This window comes from Bradyrhizobium pachyrhizi, from assembly GCF_029714545.1.
GTDB classification, from domain to species: Bacteria; Pseudomonadota; Alphaproteobacteria; order Rhizobiales; family Xanthobacteraceae; genus Bradyrhizobium; species Bradyrhizobium pachyrhizi.
Window position 1 is genome coordinate 19,712 of sequence record NZ_CP121667.1, and the last position, 17,064, is coordinate 36,775.

Genomic DNA, 17,064 nt, shown 5'->3' on the forward strand with positions numbered 1-17,064 from the left:
TCTCCGGGCACAAACAAGAACAGCCCAGGGAGCGCCCCATGTCCGATACCGTGCTCGTCGAACGCGATGGTCCCGTCACCATCATCTCCATCAACCGTCCGCACAACCGCAACGCCGTCGATGGCGCCACCGCGCGCAAGCTGTATGACGCGTTTCTCACCTTCGATGCGGACGCGAGCGCATCCGTCGCGGTGTTCACCGGCACCGGCGGCTATTTCTGCGCTGGCGCCGATCTGAAGGCGGTGGCGGCGGGCGATCCCGAGAAGAAGCGCGAGGTCGGCGGCCACGACACGATCGCGCCGATGGGACCGAGCCGGCTGCGGTTGTCGAAGCCGGTGATCGCCGCGATCGAAGGCTTTGCGGTCGCCGGCGGCATGGAGCTCGCGCTGTGGGCCGACATGCGTGTTGTGGCCGAGGACGCAACCTTCGGCGTGTTCTGCCGCCGCTTCGGCGTGCCACTGATCGATCTCGGCACCATCCGCCTGCCGCGACTGATCGGCCATTCGCAGGCGATCGACCTGATCCTCACCGGACGCCCGGTCGGCGGCGCTGAAGCCCACCGCATGGGGCTCGCGAACCGATTGGTGCCGAAGGGCGAGACCCGCGCCCACGCCATCGCGCTCGCCAAGGACATCGCGAAATTCCCGCAGAACTGCCTGCGCGCCGACCGGCTGTCGGCGCTGCGGCAGTGGGACCTCGACGAGGAAGAGGCGATCAGAAGCGAGATGCGCGGCGGGCTCGAGGTGATCGCCTCGGGCGAAACGCTGTCGGGCGCGGCGCGCTTTGCCTCCGGCGTCGGCCGTCACGGCGCCTTCGGCAATGAGGGCGGCCACGGCTGAAGATCACGTCTCGCCTACCCTCTCCTTCCCCCTGAAAGGGGGAAGTTCGGGATGGGGGGCAGCCGCAGGCGACGCTTGATGCGGGAAAGCAGATCCCCACCCGCTTTGCTCTGACGAGCAAAGCGACCTCCCCTCTTCAAGGAGAGGTTGACGCCAATTCCGCGGCCCTGGGTTTCGTTGGGCTTTGCGCGAGAAGCAAAATGCGCGCGCTGAGAATTGGTTGTCACAAAAATCCTGTTGTCGTCCTGCGCCGGGCTCGTCTACGACTGGCGGCGAAAGTTCAGGACATTTTTTAACGTGATTGGTCGATCGCTTTATTTCGGCTCGCAAGCGCGGCGGGCGATGCACGACGTGCTCGGCGGCGGTGCTGCCAGTGTGCTCGGCATCACGTTCGGCCTGTCCTACGCGCTCTTGATCTTCGCCGGGCCATTGTCGCCCTATCTGTCATACGGCGTGGCGGCGACATTCATTTCCTCGGCAGTGCTCGCGACCTTCATCGCGCTCGGCAGCTCGCTGCCCTTCGCGGTCGCCGGCCCCGACACCTCCACCGCGGCGGTGACGGGCATCCTGATGGCCTCGCTGGTCGAGCGCATCGCTGCCGCCAATCCGACGGCGCCGCTGCTCGCGCCGGTGCTGATCACGCTCGGGCTCTCGACCATCGTCACCGGCATCGTGCTGTGCTGTCTCGGGCTGACACGGTTCGGCCGTGCCATCCGCTACGTGCCTTACCCTGTCGTCGGCGGATTCCTCGGGGCAACCGGCCTGTTGATCGTGCTGGGCGCGATCAGGGTGATCACCGGCTACCCCGTGCAGCTCAGCACCCTCTTCTACTTCACCAACATCATCACGATCTCCGAGCTCAGTGCCGCCTGCGCGATGGCGCTGGTGCTGTATCTGACCTGGCATCGCTCGCGCACCCCGTTCGGTCTGCCGATCATCCTGATCGGCGGCGTGATCGTGGCGCACCTCGTATTCTGGATCATCGGCATCACGCCCGAGGAAGCGCATCTGACCGGCTGGACCTTCGAGCCGCCGCCGGCATCGACCTTCATGCTGCCGTGGCACATGGCCGAGCTTGCGCAATATCCGTGGTCGGCGGTGCCGGACCTGCTCGGCAACATGATCGCCGTCGTGTTCGTCACGGCGGCGAGCACGCTGTTCAACACCACCGGCATCGAGGTCGCGGTGCATCGTGAGGCCAATCTCGAGCGCGAGCTCAACATCACCGGCCTCGCCAACATCGTGACCGGCGCTCTGGCCGGCTATGCCGGCTGCATCTCGGTCAGCCGCTCGATCCTTAATTTCTCAAGCGGCGGGCGCGGCCGGCTGTCGGGGCTGACAGTCGCCGCGATCTCGCTGCTGATGCTGGCGGTGGCTCCGCAGCTGCTCGGCTACATGCCGAAATTCGTGCTCGGCGGCCTTCTGCTCTATCTCGGCGCCGACCAGCTGCACAAATGGATGATCGAATCGCGCAAGCGGCTGTCGAAGACCGAATATGTGTCGCTGCTCGCGATCATCGCCATCATCGTGACCTGGGGCTTCGTGCCCGGCATCCTGATCGGCGTCATCATCGGCTGCGCCACCTTTGCGCTCAGCGCGGCGCGGGTCGAGGCGATCAAATACGGTTTCGACGGCTCGGAATATCGCAGCTCGCTGGATCGCTCGCGCGACGACCGCGAGGTGTTGTCGGCGCATGGCGGCAAGATCCAGGGGCTGACCCTGCAAAGCTATCTGTTCTTCGGCTCCGCCAACCGCCTGTACCAGCACGTCAAGGCGCTGCTGCGCGAGCACCCGGAGTGCCGCTATCTGCTGTTCGACTTCAAGCTCGTTACCGGCGTCGATTCATCGGCGGCCTACAGCTTTGCGCAGATCAAGCGCAGCGCGCACGAGGTCGGCGTCGAGCTGGTCCTGGTGCATCTGTCGGCCAAGGCCGAGCAGGTGCTGCGCTCCGGCGATTTCATCACCGAGGGTGTCACCGTGATCGACGAGCTCGATCGCGCGCTTGAATGGTGCGAGAACCAGATCATCGCGCAGCACCAGGAGCTCGCGCAGGAGGAAGCTGACCTGCGCGGCTGGTTCGCGGGGATGCTCGACAGCGAGAACGACGCCGACGCACTGATCCGGCGCTGCCAGCGCATCGAGGTCGACGCCGGCGAGGTCATCGTGCATGCCGGCGACGCCGCCGATTCCATGCACTTCATCCTCGACGGCCGGGTCGGCATCATGGTGCCCGCCGAGGACGGCCGCTCCACCCGGGTGCGCAGCCTCGGCCGCTACACCACGATCGGCGAGATGGGCCTCGTCTCGCAGGCCCCGCGCAGCGCAACCATCCAGGCCGAGATGGCGAGCGTGCTCTATGTGCTGAACACCCACCAGTTCACCGCGATCCGCGACGAGGAACCCGAGCTCAGCTACAAGCTGCTGACCTATTTCGTGTCGGTGATGGCGGAGCGGCTGACGTTTGCCAATCGCACGATTGCGGTGCTGCGGCGGTAGACAAGACGTAGCCCGGATGGAGCGCAGCGCAATCCGGGGTTTAGCCGCGCGGCAGCATCGGCCTCGGATTGCGCTTCGCTCCATCCGGGCTACGAGAGTGAGGTCGAGCTACAGCAACCCGCGGCTTTCGCTCGCCGCGAGCTCGGCCATCAGCGCCTTGTCGTCATAGCGCGCCCGCGAAAGGCTGCGGGCGAATGCGGGAGCCGGCGCGCCGACCACAGCGCGGGCGCAGAGATCGCCGGTGGCGCAGGCGCCCATCGTGCCGTAGCCGGAGAGCGCGGTGGCGAGGAACACGCCCGGTGTCTTCGCAGCCCCGATCAGCGGCCAATTCTCTCTCGTCATCGGATAGTAGCCGCCGTAATGCATGCGGTCGCGCGGCAGCGCGCCGAGATAGTGCGCGAGCTTTGGCTGCAGCCGGCTCGCCGCGCGCAGCACGACTTCGGGGAAATAGGGATTCAGCTCCGGCTCGCGATCCGGCTCGGTGGTCTGTTCCGCGTTGAACGCCCAGCCGAGCTTGATCCACTCGCCGTGATCGCCGCCGTCGGGCCGGCAATGGATGCTGCCCGGCATCGGCGCCAGCAGACGCGAAAATTCCGGCGCCGCTGACAGCGCCTCGCGCTCGTCATCGGACCAGGCCAGCGTCTGGCCGTCGAGATCGATCGCGAACGGCATTTTGCGATCGACCGCGCGGTTGCGGTCGGCGAACGCGATTTTCTGCTGCAGCACGTTGACGATCGGCAGCTCTTCGCCATGCATCGCCGCGACATGCGCCGCGAACGGGCCCGCGGCGTTGACGATGATGTCGGCCTTGATGGTCTGCCTCGCGCCATCGGCGAGTACATCGACGGTGAAGCGACCAGTCTTCGCGATGCCGAGCACCTTGGCCCGCTGGAATTGCGCGCCGAGCGGACGCACGGTCTCCAGCATGTACTGGCCGAGCTGCTGGCCGCTGATATCGCCGGCGCGGCGGATATGCAGCGCCGTCGCGACCTCCTTGTCGAAGCTCGGGTAATGGGCCTGGATCAGGTCGCGGCCGAGCAGGACGTCGACCCCGTCAGGCGCGCCCTGCCAGTCCGCCGAATGCGGCGGCAGATAGCCTCGGCCGTCGCCCTCATGCATGCGGATCAACTGTTCGGCCTTCGCGCCGTAACCGGCATGCAGCTGCTGCAACAGTTCCTCGGGCTTCTCCTCGCGGGTGACCAGAAGATAGCCGCGCCGCGTCATGTGGATGCGGTTGTCGCTGCGGCGCGCGATCTCCTCCATCAGGTCGGTGGAATGATTGGTGAAATCGGCCATCGTCGGATGCGGCCACCAGTTGCGGTAGTTCTCGCCCGACTGCGCCGAGGTCAATGCCATCGGCTGGCCTTCGTCGACGATCAGCAGGCGCGAACGCTTGTGCTGTATGGCGAGGTAATAGGCCGTGGCGATGCCGACGATGCCCGCACCGATCACCAGGATTTCGACATCATTGGTCTTCACGCGCACTCTCCTGCGGCCGCGCAGCGCGGCCCGCGATCATTCACATTGTCTGAGCGACGATCAGGCAGGGCGCCCTTCGCCTGCATCGCGCAGCGCCTGGCGCTGCGCCGAGCGCAGCGTCTTCTGCGTCTCCTCGATATGGTCGCGCAGCAGCCGGACCGCCTTCTTGACCTCGCCGTCGCGGCAGAATTCGAGCAGCCGGTAGTGCTCGCGCTGCGGCCGCTCCTTGCCGGTCGCCTGCGACACCAGCGCCCGGGTGAAGCGGCCGACATGGCCGTAATTCGCCTCGATCATGCTGAGCAGGCGCGGGCGATTGCACGGCGCGTAGAGCGTGGCGTGGAATTTCCAGTTGAAGGCGCCCCATTGCGCCGGATCGGGCTCGGCATCATAGGCGCGGAGGATTTTCGTCGCCTCCTCGAGATCGATCTCGCCCATGGCCGGGATCGCCAGGCGCAGCGCGTGGCATTCGAGCGCGATCCGGATCTCGAGCAGCTCGATCACCTCGTCGATCGACAGATCCGAGACCACCGCGCCGCGGTTCGGCAGGAAGGTCACAAAACCCTCGGCCTCGAGCTGGCGCAACGCCTCGCGCACCGGGATGCGGCTGGTCCCGAACCGCGCGGCAAGCTCGTCCTGACGCAGCTGCAATCCGGGCGCGAGCTCGCCCGAGCTGATCGCGGCCCGCAATGCCTCGCGCACGGCGTCCGGTGCTGAACCGTGGGGTCCGGCCCCTCGATGGCTGATGACGGTTGCGGGTTCCATCCGGCTTCTCTCTCTGTGCGGCGGGCATCAGGATATCCGCCATGGTCCATATTGTATAAAATCGGTTTCTAATTTATGCAATGCTATGTATAAAATCTCGCCTCATCGTATCCAACATTGCCAGCGCTCGCGAGCACCTGATGCGTCAAACCACCAAGCGGTTGATCTGCCTGGCTTTTCTTGCGGCGACGGTGTCCGCCCCGGCACAGGCCCAATCGTCCGGCGGCACCCTGGCCAAGATCCGCGATGCCGGCGAAATCCGGCTCGGCCACCGCGACGTCTCGGTCCCGTTCTCCTATCTCGACGACAACCAGCAGCCGGTCGGCTTCGCGATGGACCTCTGCGCGCGGATCGTCGATGCGGTGAAGGCCGAGCTCAAGCTACCGGCGCTGCAGATTAGGCTGCAGCCGATCCAGCTCTCCACCCAGATCCCACTGATCGAGAACGGCACCATCGACATCGTCTGCGGTCCCGCCACCAATACGCTGGAGCGGCAGAAGGTCGTCGCCTTCAGCAACACGATCTTCGTGTCGAGCATCCGCGCGGTGGTGCATAAGGACGCGCCGATCAAGACCTTTGAGGATCTCGGCGGCCGGCCGGTCTCGCTGACCTCGGGCTCGACCTCGATCGGACTGTTGAGCGCACGGGCCCAGGAGAAGAACTTTCAGACCAGAAACATCCTGACGGCGGACCACGCCGCATCATTCCTCGCGCTGACCACCGGGCGCAGCGAAGCCTTCGTGATGGACGACATTCTGCTGGCGAGCCTGATCGCGGGCAGCCGCAACCCGGCGGACTGGCGCATCATCGACGACAGCCTGCGCACCGAACCCTACGGGCTGATCATCCGCAAGGGCGACCCGGAGTTCAAGGCGCTGGTCGACAAGACGCTGGTCGCTATGATGAAGAACGGCGAATTTCAGGAGCTCTACGCAAAATGGTTCACGCGGCCGATCCCGCCGAAGAACGTGAACCTGAATTTTCCGATGACGGCGCCGCTGAAGGATGCCGTCGCCAACCCGAACGACAAGGGCGTGTGATCAAGCGAAAGCCCGGCTCCGATTCAATCGGAGCCGGGCTGAAGCGCGACGACAATGACGGCGATCAGACGCCGGCCATCATCACGTATTTGATCTCGACATATTCATCCATGCCATGGCGCGAGCCTTCGCGGCCGAGGCCCGATTCCTTGACGCCGCCGAACGGCGCCACTTCGGTCGTGATCAGGCCGGAGTTGACGCCGACCATGCCCGACTCCAGCGCCTCGGCGACGCGCCAGACGCGGCCGATGTCGCGCGAATAGAAGTAGGAGGCGAGGCCGAACGGCGAGGCATTGCACATCGCGATCACGTCGGCCTCGTCCTTGAAGCGGATCACCGGCGCAAGCGGACCGAAGGTTTCCTCGTGCGACACCAGCGCGTCCGGCCGCACATCCGACAGCACCGTGGGCTCGAAGAAGCTGCGGCCGAGCGACGAGCGCTTGCCGCCGGTCACGATCTTGGCGCCGCCCTTCACCGCATCGGCAATGTGCCGTTCGACCTTCTCGATCGCTTCCATGTTGATCAACGGCCCCTGCGTCACGCCCTGCTCCGTGCCGTCGCCGATCTTCATCTCGGCGACCTTCTTCGACAGCTTCGAGACGAACGCGTCGTAGATCTTGTCCTGGGCATAGAGACGGTTGGCGCAGACGCAGGTCTGGCCCATGTTGCGATACTTCGAGACGATGGCGCCTTCGACGGCGGCATCGATATCGGCGTCGTCGAACACCACGAACGGCGCATTGCCGCCGAGCTCGAGGCCAAGCTTCTTCACGCCGACCGACGCCTGCCGGTACAGGATCTTGCCGACCTCGGTCGAGCCGGTGAAGCCGACGAAGCGCACCGCCGGATGCTCGCACAGCACCTTGCCGATCGGCGGCGCATCACCGGTGATGATGTTGAACACGCCCTTCGGCACGCCGGCTTTCTCGGCCAGCGCAACGAGCGCGAGCGCGGACAGCGGCGTCTCGTTGGCGGGCTTCAGCACCACGGTGCAACCGGCCGCCAGCGCCGGCGAGACCTTGCGGGTGATCATCGAGTTCGGGAAATTCCATGGCGTGATGGCGCCGCAGACACCGATCGGCTGCCGGATCGCGAGCAGACGCGCGTCCGGACGCTGGGTCGGGATCGTCTCGCCGTAAACACGCCGCGCCTCTTCCGCGAAGAATTCGACATAGGCGGCGCCGATATCGACCTCGCCGAGCGCTTCCGCCAGCGGCTTGCCCTGCTCGGAGGTCAGGATCAGCGCAAGGTCCTCGCGGTTGGCGATGATCAGATCGAACCATTTGCGCAAGATGTTGGAGCGCTGTTTCGCGGTCAGCTTGGCCCAGGTCGGAAACGCGCGCTCGGCGGCCTCGACGGCCCTGGTCGCGTCATCGGCGCTCAGCTGCGGGATCTTGATCAGCTCGACGCCGGTCGCCGGATTGTTGACGGCGAATTCGGGGGTGCCGACCCAGGCGCCGTCGATGTAGCAGCGGTCGCGCAGCAGCGAGGGGTCCTTCAGGCGGCTTTGCAGGGAGGATGCTGCGGATTGGGTGGCGCGTGCGGCAACGGGCGGGGTCATGGCGTTACTCCTGTCATTTCTGGAATTTCTTGGGGGTGTTCGCGCCTATATAAGCGGAAAGCCGCTGCGATGCACCGGCGCCGGGCGCGACCCTGCCTCAAGCAATATTGAGGGCTCGCGCGCGATCTTTTTTTACGCGCCGTCGTGCAGCGGCGCTCAGACCGCCCCGCCAGACATATAGGTTTCCCGACGGCCGATCATGCGCTCGGCCGCGGCCTTGGCGTCCGCCTTGGTCGAGGTCGCGCAGGTCCGGTATTCGAGGTCGGCCTGCGCCTGCGCATCGCGGCGGCCGAACCAGGATTTGGCGCCGGTCTGCAGCAGCGCCAGCGCCCGCGCGACATTCTCGACGGCCTCGAACGAGTGCAGTGCGCCGGTACCTGCGTAGCGAACTTCGTAGAGACCTGGGCTGATCGGCGCTTCGATATTCTCGCCGCGGCCCGGCCGCGGATAGCGCTTCCATTCACTCCATGTCGAAATCATTGCTGCGCCCCCGCAAGGCGGGAAATGACGAATCTTTTCGTCAAATCCGGTCCAATCCGCCGCACCGTTTGTGCAGCGATCTGAATGCGTTAATGCAAATAATCAGGTGCGAAAATCATTCCTTGATCACGTTACCGTGGCCGCCCGCGAAGGTCACCGGGACTTGCGCGGCGTCCCCTGCAAAATCTGCGCGCGTGGTGAACGCCTCCCGACCAAGGCCGTTCCTAGCAGCCGGCCTTCACGACATCGCGACGTGGTCGCATCGCGCCCGCCTTGCGGGAGCGGAAAAGCGGGAGGATGATCCGCCCACTTCAAAACAATAAACCCCACCGGAGGAAGCCCCCAATGCAGAGCAAGGCTCAGATCGATCAGGTATTGCGCCAGAAGAGCGAGGCAAAGGAAATTCCCGGCGTGGTCGCCATCGCGGCCACCGGCAAGGACGTGATTTACGAAGGCGCGTTCGGCAAGCGCGACCTCTCCAAGAGCGATCCCATGACGGCGGACAGCGTGTTCTGGATCGCCTCGATGACCAAGGCGGTGACCTCGGCGGGCGCGATGCAGCTCGTCGAGCAGGGCAAGCTCTCGCTCGATGAGCCGATCGGCAAGCTGTTGCCCGATCTCGCCGCGGCGCAGGTGCTCGACGGCTTCGACGCCAAGGGCGAACCGCAGCTGCGGCCGGCGAAAAAGCCGATTACGCTGCGCCAGCTCATGACCCACACCGCCGGCTTCGCCTACGACATGTGGGACGCCAACCTCGGGAAGTATCTCGAAAAGACCGGCACGCCCGGCATCATCACCTGCCTGAATGCCGCGCTGAAGACGCCGATCATGACCGATCCCGGCACGCGCTGGGAATACGGCACCAATATCGACTTCGTCGGCAAGGCGGTGGAAGCCGCATCCGGCAAGAAACTCGATGCCTATCTGCGCGACAACATGTTCGCACCGCTCGGCATGAGCGACACCGCCTTCAAGATCTCCGACGACATGCGCAAGCGGCTGGTCGGCATGCATGCCCGCGGCGAGGACGGCACGCTGGCGGCGATCCCGTTCGAGCTCGAGCAGAACCCCGAATTCCACATGGGTGGCGGCGGCCTGTATTCGACCGCGGCCGACTACATCAAGTTCTGCCAGATGATCCTCAACAAGGGCAAAGGCAACGGCAATCAGGTGCTGAAGGCCGAGACGGTCGCGACGATGGGGCAGAATCACATCGGCGAGCTCACCGTCGGCAAGATGACGACGGCCTTGCCGATGTACACCAACGATGTCGATCTCTATCCCGACATCGTCAAGAAATGGGGACTGAGCTTCCTGATCAACACCGCCAAGACGCCGGAAGGCCGCAGCGCCGGCAGCCTCGCCTGGGCGGGCCTTGCCAACACCTATTACTGGATCGATCCGTCGCGCGACGTCTGCGGCGTGATCCTGACCCAGCTGTTGCCGTTCGCCGACAAGCACAGCCTGGAGGCCTTCGCAGGCTTCGAGAAGGGCATCTATGCCGGGCTGGACGCCGGCAGCGGGCAAAGGGCGGCGTAAGGCTCGATGAGATAAGTCGTACCAGCCGTTATGGGACTCCTCTCCCTCTCCCCGTTCTTACGGGGAGAGGGTTGGGGTGAGGGGCTACTCCCGCGCAGACGGTCGCAATTGGACTCGCAGAGACTCCCCTCACCCGGATCGCATCTTCGATGCGATCCGACCTCTCCCCGCACGCGGGGCGAGGTGAAGCGGAACCCGTCGCCGCTACAATCGAAAACCATACCCGCCATTGGTCGGGCCTGTCCCATCTGCGCCAAACGACTAAGATCGCGCAAAAAAGCGCGGCGACACGAACACGACCACGAGGAGGACGAGCTTGGCACCCACACCCAAGGGAGACAGCAAGGCAGACAGCTATGTCTGCGGCATTTCCGATACGCCGTTGCTCGGTGAAACCATCGGCCGCAGCCTCAACCGTGCTCGCGCACGCTGGGGCGAGCGCGAGGCGCTGGTCTCGCCCAGCCACAATGTGCGCTGGACCTGGAACGAATTCGCCTGTCACGTCGATGCCTTGGCGGCGGGCTTCATCGCGCTCGGGTTGCAGCGCGGCGAGCGGATCGGGATCTGGTCGCTGAACCGCCCGGAATGGACGCTGACGCAATTCGCCGCCGCGAAAGCCGGACTGATCCTCGTCACCATCAATCCGGCCTATCGGCTGAGCGAGCTGGAATTCGCGCTCGGCAAGGTCGGCTGCGCCGCGATCGTGACGGCGACCGCATTCAAGACCTCGGCATATATGGAGATGCTGAATACGCTGCTGCCCGAGCTCGCAAGCTCGGAGCCCGGTCACTTGCGGTCGGCGCGGCTGCCGAAACTGCGCGCCGTGATCCAGATCGGCGGACCGGCGGCGCCGGGCACCATTCCATTCGATGCGGTATCGCAGATGGGCGGCGAGCGCCATCGCGAGCAGCTTGCGGCGCTCGGCGAGAGCCTGCAGTTCGACGATCCCGTCAACATCCAGTTCACCAGCGGCACCACCGGCTCGCCGAAGGGCGTGACGCTGACCCATCACAACATTCTCAACAACGGCTACTTCACCGGCCGCGCCATGCGCCTGACCGAACAGGACCGCATCTGCATTCCGGTGCCGCTCTATCACTGCTTCGGCATGGTGATGGGCAACCTCGCTTCCGTCACGCTCGGCACCACCATGGTCTATCCCGGCGAAGGCTTTGATCCGCTGGCGACGCTGACGACGGTCGCGCAGGAGAGATGCACGACGCTGTACGGCGTGCCAACCATGTTCATCGCCGAGCTCGACCATCCCGACTTCGCGCGCTTCGACTTGTCCTCGCTGCGCACCGGCATCATGGCCGGCGCGCCCTGCCCGATCGAGGTGATGAAGCGCGTCAACACCGAGATGAACATGCGCGAGGTGACGATCGCCTACGGCATGACCGAGACCAGCCCGGTGAGTTTTCAGAGCGCGACCGACGATCCACTGGAGCGCCGCGTCTCGACCGTCGGCCGCATCCATCCGCATGTCGAGGTCAAGGTGGTCGATCTCGGCGGCAAGGTGGTGCCGCGCGGCGAACGCGGCGAGCTCTGCACCCGCGGCTACAGCATCATGCTCGGCTATTGGGACGAGAAGGAAAAGACCGGCGATGTGCTCGACGCCAATGGCTGGATGCACACCGGCGATCTCGCCGTGATCGACGACGAAGGCTATTGCAACATCGTCGGCCGCATCAAGGACATGGTGATCCGCGGCGGCGAGAACCTGTATCCGCGCGAGATCGAGGAGTTCCTCTACCGCCATCCGAAGATCCAGGACGTGCAGATCTTCGGCGTCGCCGACGAGCGCTATGGCGAAGAGCTGTGCGCCTGGGTCAGAATCAGGCAGGGCGAAACGCTCACCGCCGACGAGGTCCGCGCCTTCTGCCAAGGCCAGATCGCCCACAACAAGATCCCGCGCTATGTCGAGTTCGTCGATGAATTCCCGATGACGGTGACAGGGAAAATCCAGAAGTTCGTGATGCGCGATGCGGTGGAGCAGCGGCTGGGATTGAAGGCGGCGAAGACGGCGTGATCTCTCTTCTCCCTCGCCCCGCTCTTTGCGGGGAGAGGGTCGGGGTGAGAGACCGCCTCCGCAAATTCGAAAGCAGTGAATACGCGGAGACTCCCTCTCACCCGGAACGCATCTACGATGCGATCCGGCCTCTCCCCGCAAGCGGGGCGAGGCGAAGGAGAAAAGCCCCGCCTAAACCAGCAGCCCCTGCTGCTTCGCCAGATCCTGCAGCGACACCAGCGGCCGGGCGCCGATGTGCTGGATCACTTCGGCCGCGGCGAGCGCGCCGAGCCGGCCGGCATTCTCATGGCCGACCTTGCGCACGAGACCGACGAGGAAGCCGGCGGCGAACAGATCGCCGGCGCCGGTGGTGTCGACCAGCCTGTCGATGGGCGAGGCGGGCGGCGCGACGACACTGTCGCCGGAGATCACGACGCACCCCTTCTCGCTGCGGGTGACGACGCCGAGTTTGGTATCCTTGCCGAACTGCTTCAGCGCGGTGTCGAAATCCGAGGTCTGGTACAGCGAGTGCAGCTCGGACTCGTTGGCGAATACCAGATCCACCACGCCCTTGCGCATCAGATCGAGGAATTCGTCGCGGTAGCGATCGACGCAGAACGAATCCGACAGCGTCAGCGCGACCTGGCGGCCCGCGCCGTGCGCGATGGTCGCCGCCTTCACGAAAGCGTCCTTGGCGTTCTTCGGATCCCAGAGGTAGCCCTCGAGATAGATGATGCTGGCGGCAGCGATCTGGTTTGGATCGATGTCGTCGGGCGTCAGGTCCTGCGCGGCGCCGAGATAGGTGTTCATGGTGCGCTCGCCGTCCGGCGTCACCAGGATGTAGGAGCAGCCGGTGGCCGGGCCGGTCCTGGCCGGCGCGGTGTCGAAGGTCACGCCGGCGGCGCGGATGTCGTGGACGTAGAGCTTGCCGATCTGGTCGTCCTTGACCTTGCCGACATAGGCGGCGCGGGCGCCGAGACTGCCGACGCCGACGATGGTGTTGGCGGCCGAACCGCCCGACATTTCGGTCGCCACCCCCATGTCGCCGTAGATCGCGGTGGCGCGCGCCTCATCGATCAGCTGCATCGAGCCCTTGGTCATGCCGTGACGGGCAAGGAATGCCTCGTCGGTCTGCACCAGCACGTCGAAGATCGCGTTGCCGATCCCAAGAACGTCGTATTTTGCGTCAGCCATAGACCTGCCCTGTGTTAACGCCACCCAACAAGAGCCGCGACCTATCACGTTACGCCTCGGGGCAGCAAGGGAAGCTATTTGGGCGAAACCCTGTCAGCATTGCGCTCTGCCAACCCGTCATCCTGAGCGCGTAGCGCGTCTCGAAGGATGAAAGGCCCGGCTCAGGCCGATTCATCCTTCGAGGCTCGCTTCGCTCGCACCTCCAGCGACAAAGGCGGAGCCTTTGCGCGGGGATGACGGGTTTAAGACGGCACCACTGGAAGCAATACCTGCTACTGCTATACAGACCCCATGTTCCGCTCCTTCCTCACGGTCTCCTCGGGAACGCTGGCCTCGCGACTGCTCGGTTTCGTGCGCGATTCCGCGATCGCGGCGCTGCTCGGCGCGGGACCGGTGGCGGATGCATTCCTGGCGGCATTCCAGCTTGTGAATGTTGTGCGACGGCTGTTGTCCGAGGGCGGGCTGAATGCCGCCCTGGTGCCGGCCTGGCTGAAGGCGCGCGATGCCGGCGGCATGGACGCGGCAACCGCCTTTGCCGGCCGCGTGCTCGGCACCGTCAGTGCCGCGGTGATCGCGGCCGCGCTCGTCATCGGCGTGCTGATGCCGCTGGTGATCGCGGCGATCGCGCCGGGGTTCGTCGACCGCGACACGCTGCAATTCGCCGTCGACGACGCGCGGCTGATGCTGCCCTATCTCGCCTTCGCCGGCCCGGTCACGGTGATGATGGCACTGCTCAGCGCGCAAGGGCGCTTCGCGCTGACCGCGTTCTCGCCGCTGTTGTTCAACATCGCGCTAATATCGGTGATGGCCGTGCTGCTGGTGCGGCAGCAGGAGCCGGCGCAGGCCGCGCTGGTGATGGCGGCGACGATCGGCATTGCCGGCTTCCTGCAACTGTCGATGCTGGCGCTACGCGGCGCGAAACTCGCTTCGCCGCTCCGCGTGTCCTTCGATCCTGACATGCGCGGCTTTCTCGGCCGCGCGATCCCCGGCATGGTCGCGAGCAGCGCGCCGCAATGGCTGATGGTGGCAGGCGCGGTGATCGCATCGACCTCACCGTCGGCGGTGTCCTGGCTCTATTTCGCCAACCGCCTGCTCGAGCTGCCGCTCGGCATCGTCGGCGTCGCCATGGGCACAGTGCTGATCCCGGAGATGACGCGCGCCGTGCGCGGCGGCGAATCCAGCGCGATCGCGCATGCGGAATCGCGTGCCCTCGAGCTTGCGGTCGGGCTGGCCCTGCCGGCGACGCTCGGCCTGATGGTGCTGAGCGAGCCGATCGTGCGGATGCTGTTCGAGCACGGCGCGTTCACCGCCCAGGATAGCGCGGCAACCGCGCAAGCCTTGATCTGGCTGACGCTGGCCTTGCCGGCGCATGTGCTGGTGAAGGCGCTGTCGCCGGCATTCTTTGCGCGCGAGGACACGCTGACGCCGCTGCTCGCGACGCTGAAGGCGGTCGTGGTGGCGATCGCGGCGTCCTTCCTGCTCGGCCAGATCTTCGGCGCGAGCGGAATCGCCGCAGGCATTGCGCTCGGCTCCTGGAGCAACGCACTTGCGCTGATCCGCAAGGGTGCCGCAACCTTCGGCTTTTCGATCGACGCCGCAGCGCGCCGCCGGCTGCCGCGCATCCTGGCCGCGGCGCTCGCGATGGGCGCCCTGCTCTGGCTTGCGGAGGGCGGGCTGCCGTCAGCCGGCAGCCACGGTTTCGTGCAAGCAGCCTCCCTGCTCGCGTTGATCGCGGCAGGTATCGCCGGTTACGGGCTGTTCTTGCAGCTTTTCGGCGTCACCGGCTGGCGCGAGGCGGTTAACGCCGTCAGGCAAAGGCGCCCCGCCTGACTTGCGCGCGCGGAGCTTAAGTGGCAAACGACGCGGCAAAACTAGCCATTTCCGGGAATCGAGACCATGGCGTTCGTTGAACGGGTTTTCTCAGGCGTCCAGCCGACGGGCAATCTGCACCTCGGCAACTACCTCGGCGCCATCGTCAACTTCGTGAAGATGCAGCAGACCCACAACTGCATCTATTGCGTCGTCGACATGCATGCGATCACGCAGGGCGTCGAAGTCTGGGGCGGCCCGGCCGAGCTCGCCCGCAACACCCGCGAGGTCACCGCGGCCTTCATCGCCGCGGGCATCGATGCCAAGAAGCACATCGTGTTCAACCAGAGCCAGATTGCCGGCCATGCCGAGCTGACCTGGATCTTCAACTGCGTCGCGCGGATCGGCTGGCTGAACCGCATGACGCAGTTCAAGGAGAAGGCCGGCAAGGACCGCGAGAACGCCTCGGTCGGCCTCTACGACTATCCGGTGCTGATGGCCGCCGACATCCTGCTCTACCGCGCGACCCATGTGCCGGTCGGCGAGGACCAGAAGCAGCATCTGGAGCTGTCCCGCGACATCGCGCAGAAATTCAACAACGATTTCGGCGATTCGATCCGCGGTCATGGCTTTGCCGACGGCCTGTTCTTCCCGCAGCCCGAGCCGCTGATCACGGGGCCCGCGACGCGGGTGATGAGCCTGCGCGACGGCACCAAGAAGATGTCGAAGTCGGATGCGTCGGACAATTCGCGCATCAACCTCACCGACGACGCCGACACCATCGCGCAGAAGATCCGCAAGGCGAAGACCGATCCGGAGCCGCTGCCGTCGGAGGAGAAGGGTCTCGAAACCCGCCCCGAGGCCGACAACCTGGTCGGCATCTACGCGGCGCTGGCCGGCATCTCCAAGCAGGAGGTGCTGACACAGTTCGGCGGCGGGCAGTTCTCCAGCTTCAAGAACGCGCTGGTCGAGGTTTGCGTCGCGAAACTGGCGCCGATCGCCTCCGAGATGAAGAGGCTGGTCGCCGATCCCGGCCATGTCGACGCGGTCCTCGCCGACGGCGCCAACCGCGCCCGCGGCATCGCCGACGAGACCATGCGCATCACCAAGGACATCGTCGGCTTCATCCGCCCGCGCTGACGCTAAAGGCAGGAACTGCGCGCTCCCTCTCCCAAACGGCGAGGGAGTATGGCACCATGGGTTGGTTTGGTTCAGCACCGGGACATGCATGACCACCCAGCGACGAAGCTACGAATCAGGTCACAAGCCGAAATGCCTCGTCATCGTTGACGACACTGCGGAATGGGACCGCGCGGTCTATTACGCCAGCCGATGGGCGATCCGGGTCGGCGGCGGCGTCGTGATGCTGCGGGTGATCGAGACCGAGGACCAGAACCAGCAATGGCTCGGGGTCGCCGACATCATGCGCGCGGAGGCCGAGGAGGCCGCCAATGAGGCGCTCGACCGCGCCGCCGGCCGCGCCAACGGCATCGCCGCGATCACCCCGGAGCGGGTGATTCGCGAGGGCGACCCGATCGAACAGATCCTCGACGTGATCGACAAGGACGTCGATATCGCGGCGCTGGTGCTGGCCGCCAATCCGGGCGCCGAGGGGCCCGGGCCGATCATCACCACCATGGCCAAGACCATGGGGGCATTCCCGATCCCGGTGACCATCGTGCCGGGCGGCCTGACCGACGCCGAGATCGACGCCCTGTCCTAGCGCGTTACCGGCCCCGGACCCGCTTCCGGGCATGGGTGTGAGCCTGGAACCGCGGTTTTGCGGCTTGATCGCGGGCTTTTTAGTTGCCATCTGACTCCTTGATTTGACGCGTTTTCTTCGCGAACCGGTGTCAC

13 protein-coding genes are annotated in these 17,064 nt (G+C 65.4%); 8 read left to right on the plus strand and 5 right to left on the minus strand.

The window, feature by feature from the left end:
* The first annotated feature begins 38 nt into the window (after positions 1-38).
* Both QA639_RS00085 and QA639_RS00090 read left to right on the plus strand, forming a co-directional pair.
* Positions 39-839 (plus strand): crotonase/enoyl-CoA hydratase family protein, encoded by an 801-nt coding sequence (locus QA639_RS00085; RefSeq protein ID WP_028335537.1) that lies wholly within the window; start codon positions 39-41, stop codon positions 837-839.
* Positions 840-1,181: 342 nt separating this feature from the next.
* Entirely contained in the window at positions 1,182-3,335 is a 2,154-nt protein-coding gene (locus QA639_RS00090) for a SulP family inorganic anion transporter (protein WP_283090703.1), read from the plus strand.
* A gap of 108 nt (positions 3,336-3,443) precedes the next feature.
* Here the strand turns inward: QA639_RS00090 and QA639_RS00095 are convergent, their stop codons facing one another.
* Together QA639_RS00095 and QA639_RS00100 are read right to left on the minus strand one after the other, a co-directional pair.
* On the minus strand, positions 3,444-4,814 hold the full coding sequence (locus QA639_RS00095) for an NAD(P)/FAD-dependent oxidoreductase (protein ID WP_283088928.1): 1,371 nt from the start codon (positions 4,812-4,814) through the stop codon (positions 3,444-3,446).
* Positions 4,815-4,874: 60 nt separating this feature from the next.
* Positions 4,875-5,576 carry a GntR family transcriptional regulator gene (locus QA639_RS00100; RefSeq protein WP_283088929.1) on the minus strand — a complete coding sequence of 234 codons (702 nt, stop codon included), beginning with the start codon at positions 5,574-5,576 and terminating at the stop codon, positions 4,875-4,877.
* A 140-nt stretch (positions 5,577-5,716) separates the two neighbouring features.
* On the opposite strand from QA639_RS00100, the gene QA639_RS00105 reads away from it, so the two are divergent.
* Positions 5,717-6,616: a transporter substrate-binding domain-containing protein gene (locus QA639_RS00105; protein ID WP_028335533.1), complete on the plus strand. Its 900-nt coding sequence runs from the start codon at positions 5,717-5,719 to the stop codon at positions 6,614-6,616.
* A gap of 64 nt (positions 6,617-6,680) precedes the next feature.
* Here the strand turns inward: QA639_RS00105 and QA639_RS00110 are convergent, their stop codons facing one another.
* Positions 6,681-8,177 (minus strand): NAD-dependent succinate-semialdehyde dehydrogenase, encoded by a 1,497-nt coding sequence (locus QA639_RS00110; protein ID WP_028335532.1) that lies wholly within the window; start codon positions 8,175-8,177, stop codon positions 6,681-6,683.
* Between the two features lie 156 nt (positions 8,178-8,333).
* A complete protein-coding gene (locus QA639_RS00115; protein WP_028335531.1) occupies positions 8,334-8,657 on the minus strand; it encodes a hypothetical protein in 324 nt (107 codons plus the stop codon).
* A 345-nt stretch (positions 8,658-9,002) separates the two neighbouring features.
* On the opposite strand from QA639_RS00115, the gene QA639_RS00120 reads away from it, so the two are divergent.
* Positions 9,003-10,196 carry a serine hydrolase domain-containing protein gene (locus QA639_RS00120; RefSeq protein WP_157342627.1) on the plus strand — a complete coding sequence of 398 codons (1,194 nt, stop codon included), beginning with the start codon at positions 9,003-9,005 and terminating at the stop codon, positions 10,194-10,196.
* A gap of 316 nt (positions 10,197-10,512) precedes the next feature.
* Positions 10,513-12,225 carry an AMP-binding protein gene (locus QA639_RS00125; protein WP_051376218.1) on the plus strand — a complete coding sequence of 571 codons (1,713 nt, stop codon included), beginning with the start codon at positions 10,513-10,515 and terminating at the stop codon, positions 12,223-12,225.
* A gap of 171 nt (positions 12,226-12,396) precedes the next feature.
* On the opposite strand, the gene QA639_RS00130 is transcribed toward QA639_RS00125, so the two are convergent.
* The gene (locus QA639_RS00130; protein ID WP_028335528.1) at positions 12,397-13,398 is read right to left on the minus strand and encodes an adenosine kinase; all 1,002 of its coding nucleotides are present in this window, start codon (positions 13,396-13,398) and stop codon (positions 12,397-12,399) included.
* Between the two features lie 291 nt (positions 13,399-13,689).
* On the opposite strand from QA639_RS00130, the gene murJ reads away from it, so the two are divergent.
* The 3 genes from murJ to QA639_RS00145 all read left to right on the plus strand — a co-directional run bounded on the left by murJ (position 13,690) and on the right by QA639_RS00145 (position 16,930).
* Positions 13,690-15,228, plus strand: coding sequence for a murein biosynthesis integral membrane protein MurJ (gene murJ / locus QA639_RS00135; RefSeq protein WP_283088930.1), 1,539 nt, complete (start codon positions 13,690-13,692; stop codon positions 15,226-15,228).
* A 66-nt stretch (positions 15,229-15,294) separates the two neighbouring features.
* On the plus strand, positions 15,295-16,347 hold the full coding sequence (trpS, locus tag QA639_RS00140; RefSeq protein WP_283088931.1) for a tryptophan--tRNA ligase: 1,053 nt from the start codon (positions 15,295-15,297) through the stop codon (positions 16,345-16,347).
* An 88-nt stretch (positions 16,348-16,435) separates the two neighbouring features.
* Positions 16,436-16,930: a universal stress protein gene (locus QA639_RS00145; RefSeq protein WP_028335525.1), complete on the plus strand. Its 495-nt coding sequence runs from the start codon at positions 16,436-16,438 to the stop codon at positions 16,928-16,930.
* Positions 16,931-17,064: the final 134 nt, after the last annotated feature.

Bases quoted from the DNA above. Each gene is read 5' to 3' on its own strand.
- trpS (WP_283088931.1), top strand. From the start codon at position 15,295: ATGGCGTTCGTTGAACGGGTTTTCTCAGGCGTCCAGCCGACGGGCAAT.
- QA639_RS00110 (WP_028335532.1), bottom strand. From the start codon at position 8,177: ATGACCCCGCCCGTTGCCGCACGCGCCACCCAATCCGCAGCATCCTCC.
- QA639_RS00130 (WP_028335528.1), bottom strand. From the start codon at position 13,398: ATGGCTGACGCAAAATACGACGTTCTTGGGATCGGCAACGCGATCTTC.
- QA639_RS00085 (WP_028335537.1), top strand. From the start codon at position 39: ATGTCCGATACCGTGCTCGTCGAACGCGATGGTCCCGTCACCATCATC.
- QA639_RS00105 (WP_028335533.1), top strand. From the start codon at position 5,717: ATGCGTCAAACCACCAAGCGGTTGATCTGCCTGGCTTTTCTTGCGGCG.
- QA639_RS00145 (WP_028335525.1), top strand. From the start codon at position 16,436: ATGACCACCCAGCGACGAAGCTACGAATCAGGTCACAAGCCGAAATGC.
- QA639_RS00090 (WP_283090703.1), top strand. From the start codon at position 1,182: ATGCACGACGTGCTCGGCGGCGGTGCTGCCAGTGTGCTCGGCATCACG.
- QA639_RS00115 (WP_028335531.1), bottom strand. From the start codon at position 8,657: ATGATTTCGACATGGAGTGAATGGAAGCGCTATCCGCGGCCGGGCCGC.
- murJ (WP_283088930.1), top strand. From the start codon at position 13,690: ATGTTCCGCTCCTTCCTCACGGTCTCCTCGGGAACGCTGGCCTCGCGA.
- QA639_RS00120 (WP_157342627.1), top strand. From the start codon at position 9,003: ATGCAGAGCAAGGCTCAGATCGATCAGGTATTGCGCCAGAAGAGCGAG.
- QA639_RS00100 (WP_283088929.1), bottom strand. From the start codon at position 5,576: ATGGAACCCGCAACCGTCATCAGCCATCGAGGGGCCGGACCCCACGGT.